The 4,835-nt window shown below is 66.8% G+C and carries 6 protein-coding genes; 1 reads left to right on the forward strand and 5 read right to left on the reverse strand.

Annotated features, from left to right (window positions below):
• The coding region (locus tag AC1DOC_RS19365; RefSeq protein ID WP_478130306.1) for a DUF3363 domain-containing protein at positions 1–781 on the forward strand (781 nt) is incomplete at its 5' end.
• A gap of 135 nt (positions 782–916) precedes the next feature.
• On the opposite strand, the gene AC1DOC_RS19370 is transcribed toward AC1DOC_RS19365, so the two are convergent.
• From AC1DOC_RS19370 to AC1DOC_RS19390, 5 genes are all read right to left on the reverse strand, one after another.
• On the reverse strand, positions 917–1,918 hold the full coding sequence (locus AC1DOC_RS19370) for a LysR family transcriptional regulator (RefSeq protein ID WP_478130307.1): 1,002 nt from the start codon (positions 1,916–1,918) through the stop codon (positions 917–919).
• On the reverse strand, positions 1,830–2,126 hold the full coding sequence (locus tag AC1DOC_RS19375) for a helix-turn-helix domain-containing protein (RefSeq protein WP_080515735.1): 297 nt from the start codon (positions 2,124–2,126) through the stop codon (positions 1,830–1,832). Before AC1DOC_RS19375 ends, AC1DOC_RS19370 begins: the two co-directional genes overlap by 89 nt.
• Before the next feature lie 42 nt (positions 2,127–2,168).
• Positions 2,169–3,299 carry a CoA transferase gene (locus tag AC1DOC_RS19380; protein ID WP_012747217.1) on the reverse strand — a complete coding sequence of 377 codons (1,131 nt, stop codon included), beginning with the start codon at positions 3,297–3,299 and terminating at the stop codon, positions 2,169–2,171.
• Between the two features lie 7 nt (positions 3,300–3,306).
• Positions 3,307–4,281 (reverse strand): tripartite tricarboxylate transporter substrate binding protein, encoded by a 975-nt coding sequence (locus AC1DOC_RS19385; RefSeq protein ID WP_012747218.1) that lies wholly within the window; start codon positions 4,279–4,281, stop codon positions 3,307–3,309.
• Positions 4,282–4,315: 34 nt separating this feature from the next.
• The coding region (locus AC1DOC_RS19390; protein ID WP_478130308.1) for an acyl-CoA dehydrogenase family protein at positions 4,316–4,835 on the reverse strand (520 nt) is incomplete at its 5' end.

Consider the following 4,835-nt stretch of genomic DNA (forward strand, 5'->3'; position numbering starts at 1 on the left):
GACTGAGATAAGCGAGCGCGAGGAGGCACTGGACATCATGCGCCGGGCACATCAGGGCCAGCAGCGCGAATGTGTTTTTGATGGCGCGTCGGTAACTCCAGTCATGGGCCGCATCGTCGGCAAGGGGCTGGCTGACGAACTGCACGACCGGGGCTACCTGGTGGTCGACGGCATCGATGGCCGGGCGCACTACCTGAAACTACCGGGTCGTGCCGATCTGTCGGCGCTGCCGGTGGGCGGCATAGTGGAAGCAAAGCCGCCGGGGCGGGAGCGGGCCGTGGACAACTCCATTGCGGCCATCATCCAGGATGGCATCTACAAGTCCGCCGACCATCTGGTCCGACTAGAGCAGGCGGCAGACCGCGATCCGCAGGCCACGATCGATGTCCACGTGCGCCGGCTCGAGGCTCTACGCCGCAGCGGCGTCGTGGCGTGCGTGGCCGATGGCGTCTGGCAGGTGCCGCCGGACCTGGTGCGGAAGGGCCAGCGACATGACGCACAGAAGAGTATGGGGCTGACCATCGAATTGCGCTCGCACCTTCCCATCGATCAACAGGTGCGTGCCATCGGTGCGACCTGGCTGGACAGGCAATTGATCGGGGAGGGCGGCGGACTGGCAGCTCAGGGCTTTGGTGCGCAGATACGCGAGGCGATGAGGCGCCGCGCGGATTTTCTCGTCGGATTGGGGTTGGCCGAGCACCGGGGAAACCGCGTCGTGCTCGCGCGCAACTTGTTTCGGTCTGGCGGGAGTCTAGGAAAAGGGTGCGCAAAAGCCGATTGACATCTCGGCAAGCGCGAAGCGCCTGCACGGAATAGCCTTGCGCGACAGGCACTTGCGAGGCGAGCGAATGCCGGCCTTGGTGTAAACCCCTAGTCGCCCTCAACCCCGGAAAAACCGGATGCGGCCGTCAACGCATCAGAGCGCTGCTTCAGCATCCGCCGGCCACACCGCTTGGACGGCGGCAAGCAAGGCTTCCAGCATGGTGGTGTCTTYGTTCGCGCGCAGGTAGAGCAGAGACAGAGGGCAAGGAAGACGTGCACCGTGCCACACCACGGCCTGACCTGACTGCAGCACAGGGGCCGCAATGCGCTCGCGCATCAGGCCGATCGCTACACCGGTTTGGATAAGCTCGATCATTGAGGCCTCTTGGTCGACTTCGACCACGGTACGGTAGACGAAGCCCCGTTCGGCGAACATCTGGTCGACCAGTCCGTGCTGCGAACTGCCTCGTGGCGTGGCCATCCAGGGGAGGGCGGCGAGCTCGGCCCAACTGGCATTCTCTAAACGCGCCTTCCATGCCGCGGGACCCACCACCACGTAGTGCTCCAGCGCGAGTTGCCTGACCGCGACCTCCGTGTCCTTCAGCGTGCCCAGATAGAAGCATGCGTCGACCTGCTTTTCCTTGAGCAACTGAAGCACACCGCCCGAAATGCCATGGAACAGCGACACCTCCACGTGCGGCGAAAACTCCAGCAGCGCTGCCAGCAGCGGACCGAGTCGGATTGATTCAGGGTCGATGATCGTACCCAGCCGCAACGCGCCCGACACCGCGCCCCGTATCGATGCGGCAATCGCGACAATCTCCTGGGCCGAGTCGACGGTTTGCACCACGACCGGCAGCAGCCGGCGACCAGCACTGCTGAGGACCATGCCGGCGGGGGTGCGAGCGAAAAGCAGAACGCCCAATTCGTCCTCGAAGCTCTTGATCTGCTTGGACAAGGCCGATTGAGTCAGATGCAGTTGCTCGGAAGCACGGACCAACTGGCCGGTGCGAGCAACAGCCAAGAAGGAGCGCAACTGGTTAAGTTCCACGCGGATATTGTGCCGATCAATCGGCCGGGGTATCGGGTTTTTGGTGTCGAGGAGGGGGCCCGCCATGTTGCGCCGCGTGGCAGTCGTGAGCGCGCTGAGCTCCATGGCCCGCAGGTACAAGGTCCGGCCGGCTGGCTGGCGTCAGTGCGAGCGAACGCCCACCGCGCTCCATCAACTGAACGCTGAACTCGTCCTCGAGCTTGCGCACGACCTTGGTGACGGCCGACTGGCTCAGGCCGCAGCGAAGCGCGGCCCGCTGGAAGTTGCCGGTCTCGTGAACGGCTCGGAAGACATCCAGGTCCTCAAGGCGCATCAAAGCACCATATCCGAGCGGCAGGATGCGTCGACGGTCATCTCAACGCGCTTCGAAGCACTCGCCTGGCGTGAGCGGCGCATGGCGATAGGTGGCCGGCGTGCGGCCAAGTTTGACGGGCGCGCCGATGCCGCGGTAGCCGCCCGGCATCTCCACCACCATGCCGCGATGCGCTGTGTGCGGATGCGCGAGCGCCGCATCGACCGGCAGCACCGGCGCGGCGGGCACGCCGGCGGCCATCAATGCCTCGACCAGCGCGTTGCCGTCGAACACTTTCATGGCCTCTTCGAGGCGGGCCTTCAGCGCTTCGCGGTTCACCGAACGCGCACCGGCCGTGGCGTAGAGCGGATCGTCCGCCAACGTCGGTACGCCTATGCAGCGGCAGAAGGTCGCGAACTGCCCGTTGTTGCCGACCGCCACGAAAACGGGCTCGGTGCCGGTCGCCAGCGCGTCGTAGGGATAGATGTTGGGGTGGGCATTGCCGGTGCGCTTGGGCGCCTTGCCGTCGACGAACCAGTTCGCCGCGTGCGGGTGCAGCAGCGACAGGCCACTGTCGTACAGCGCCGCCTCGACGAACTGGCCGCATCCGCTGCGATTGCGCTCCTGCAGCGCCAGCAGCACGCCGATCACCGCATTGAGGCCTGTGACCATGTCGACCACCGGCAGGCCGACGCGCAGCGGCCCGCCGTCGGCTTCGCCGTTGATGCTCATGATGCCCGTCATCGCCTGCACCGCGGCGTCGTAGCCGGGCAGGGCGCCGAGCGGGCCGTCAGATCCGAAGCCGGACACGCGGCACCATACGAGCCGCGGGAAGCGCTGTGACAGGGTCTCGTAGCCGATGCCCCAGCGCTCCATCGTGCCGGTCTTGAAATTCTCGATCAGCACATCGGCTTCGGCGACCAGCGCGAGCAGCGCCTCGCGCCCCTCCGCTTTGCCCAGGTCGAGGTGCATCGTCCGCTTGTTGCGGTTGAGCCCGTGATAGTAAGAAGCCACGCCGTCCTTGAACGGCGGACCCCAGGTGCGTGTGTCGTCGCCTTGTGGCGGCTCGACCTTGAGCACGTCGGCCCCGTGATCGCCCAGGATCTGGCCGCAGTAGGGGCCACCGAGGATGCGGGAGATGTCGAGCACGCGAATACCGGCCAGTGCRCCAGCCCGGGAAGGTGATGCGGTCATATCGGCTTCAATCAAGCTGGGCGCCGGACTGCTTCACCACGCCGGCCCACTCGCCCATCTGTACCTGGATGAACTTGCCCAGTTGCTGCGGGGTGTGAGCGGGTGCCGGCTCCAGGCCCTGCGACGCGAACAGCTGTTTCACTTTCGGCGTGTCGAGCACTTCAATGAACGCCTGGTTGAGCTTGGCGACGCGTTCGGGCGGCGTGCCGGCCGGCGCGACGATGCCGAAGAAGACGCTCACGTCATAGCCGGGCACGCCTTGCTCCGCCACCGTCGGCACATCCGGCAGCGCCTGCGAACGCTCCGCCGTCGTGACGCCCAGCGCGCGCAGCCTTCCTGCCTTGACATAGGGCAGGGCGGTGAGCACGTCGGTGAAGCTCATGCTGACCTGCCCGCCCAGCAGGTCGTTCAACGCAGGACCTGTGCCTTTGTAAGGGATGTGCTGCAGGTCGACGCCGGCCGAGGCGTTGAAGAGCACGCCAGCCAGGTGCGACGACGCGCCGTTGCCCGATGAGGCGTAGCTCAGCTTGCCCGGATTGGCCTTGGCATAGGCGACCAGCTCCTTCACGTTCTTTGCGGAGACCGAAGGGTGCACCACCAGGATGTTCGGCAGGTGGCCGACCTGGATCACTGGCGCGAAGCTCTTCACCGGGTCGTAGCCCACCTTTCGGTAGAGGCTCGCGTTGATGGCCAGCGGCCCCGATGTGCCGAAGAGCAGCGTCTGGCCGTCGGGCGTGGCGCGCGCGACGTACTCCGCGCCGATGTTTCCGCCGGCGCCGGCACGGTTCTCCACGATCATCGGTTGGCCGAGGCGGTCCTTCATTTCCGCGGCCAGCGTGCGCGCCATCGCGTCGGTCGGGCCGCCCGGCGGGAACGGGACCACCAGCGTGACAGGCTTGTCGGGAAAGGTGTCGGCGTGCGCCGCGGGCAGCAGAGGCAGGGCCGCGGCGCTGGCGAGCATGAATGTGGCGAGAAGTCGCATGGTGTGTCTCCGTCGTTATGGGGGTGAATCGAGGTCAGGCTGAGAGGGCAACGGGGGTGCCGGCGGTCCAGWCGCGCGGCACTTCCGACGCGGCGAGCGGGTCGCGAGGCATCACGCGATGCAGCAGCACCAGCTGCGCCCATCCGATGCGCTGCGCCGAGCCGCCGCGCGCACCCTCCCATGCCATCGCGATGGCGCTGACCACGTGGTAGAGCGCGGAAGCCGCCTGGCGCGCGAGCCGATCCCCGCCATCTTCGGCCGCGAGCAATGCGAGCGCGGCAGCACGTCCGAGCGCATCGCGCAGGGCGGCGGCAAAGGCCGGCGCGAGCGGCGCGTCGTCGAGGAGGCCCTCGAAGTGCGCTTGCAGCACCGGCAGCGAACCTTCGCGCTTGACTGCGCGGATCACATCGAGCGCGACGATGTTGCTGGTGCCTTCCCAGATCGAGCCGAGATGGGCGTCGCGCAGCAGCCGCGGGTCGCTCCATTCTTCGATGTAGCCGCAGCCGCCGCGCACCTCCATCGCGTCGCCGGTGACTTTGCGCGCATCGCGGCAG

This window comes from Variovorax sp. 01T439_2, assembly GCF_056398445.1.

Bases quoted from the DNA above. Each gene is read 5' to 3' on its own strand.
- AC1DOC_RS19385 (WP_012747218.1), bottom strand. From the start codon at position 4,281: ATGCGACTTCTCGCCACATTCATGCTCGCCAGCGCCGCGGCCCTGCCT.
- AC1DOC_RS19375 (WP_080515735.1), bottom strand. From the start codon at position 2,126: ATGCGCCTTGAGGACCTGGATGTCTTCCGAGCCGTTCACGAGACCGGC.